Origin of the sequence: Rhodopseudomonas sp. B29, from assembly GCF_000333455.1 — a bacterium.
Lineage (GTDB): Bacteria > Pseudomonadota > Alphaproteobacteria > Rhizobiales > Xanthobacteraceae > Rhodopseudomonas.
Genome location: NZ_BADD01000048.1, coordinates 1 through 1,055, shown reverse-complemented (window position 1 = coordinate 1,055; position 1,055 = coordinate 1). Strand labels below are relative to the sequence as shown.

The 1,055-nt window shown below is 64.5% G+C and carries 2 pseudogenes; both read left to right on the top strand.

The annotated features are described in order from the left end of the window. A pseudogene (locus I5M_RS01475) lies at positions 1 to 472 on the top strand (ABC transporter substrate-binding protein); the annotation flags it as partial. A gap of 247 nt (positions 473 to 719) precedes the next feature. After that, positions 720 to 1,055 (top strand): annotated as a pseudogene (locus tag I5M_RS01470) (branched-chain amino acid ABC transporter permease); the annotation flags it as partial.

The following is a 1,055-nucleotide window of genomic DNA, read 5'->3' as shown; positions in this document are numbered from 1 at the left end:
TCAAGCAGCTCTACGAAGCGGGATTCTCAAGAACGGCGGCCGGCTCGCCTGCGTGTACTACGATGAGAACACGCTCGGCATCAACCAGCCCAACGAGATCGAAGGGTTGGCGAGCTGTCTCGATTACTTCAAGGCAGTCGCCAAGGACGATCCGTTCAGCGCCAAGTTGCAGGCCGAATACGATAAGGCCTATCCCGGCAACTTCCTGTTCGCGGCAGGCAGCGCGGCCACAGGCACCTATCGCGGCCTGAAGTTGTGGGAAGCGGCGGTGAAGGAGGCCGGCAAGATCGACCGCGACAGCGTGGCCGCCGCACTCGATCACGCCAAGATCGCCGAAGGCCCGGGCGGTCCTGCCGAGATGGTGCCCGGCAAGCGCCACTGCAAAATGAACATGTACACGGCGGTCGCCAAGAACGGCAATTACGAGATCGTCGAGCGCAGCAAGGGTCTGGTCGACCCGAAGGAATGCTGATGCGGGAACTGCGACTACATTCTCCACGCGCACGGACTGCACCTCTCCCCGCGTGCGGGGAGAGGTCGGCCGGCGGAGCGCAGCGGAGACGGCCGGGTGAGGGGGCGCGCCGGCGCAGCCGAGCCTCTGCGACTTGGGGAGCCGCCCCCTCATCCCGACCTTCTCCCCGCAAGCGGGGAGAAGGCGAAGGGGGCACGCGTCTTGCTTGTGATCGAACGCTTCGATTGTTCCTCACCTTGGCGGTTCGATGACGGAAGCTACTTCGACTCTCGCGCCGGTCGCCGTGTCGCGGACACGCCGGCGCTCGATACTGCCCATCATCGAGCTGGTGATGCTCGCGATATTCCTGCTGTTGCCGCTGGTGCTGCAGGACTATCTCACCGTGTTCATGACACGCGTGCTGATCCTGTGCCTGTTCGCGCTGTCGTTCGATCTGGTCTGGGGCTATGCCGGCATCATGAGCTTCGGCCAGGCGGTGTTTTTCGGCGGCTCCGGGCTACGGCGTGGCGCTGCTCGGCCGCGATCTCGGCGTCTCTTCAATGCTGCTGGTCGTGCCGGCCGGCGTGCTGATCCGCTTCGCGCT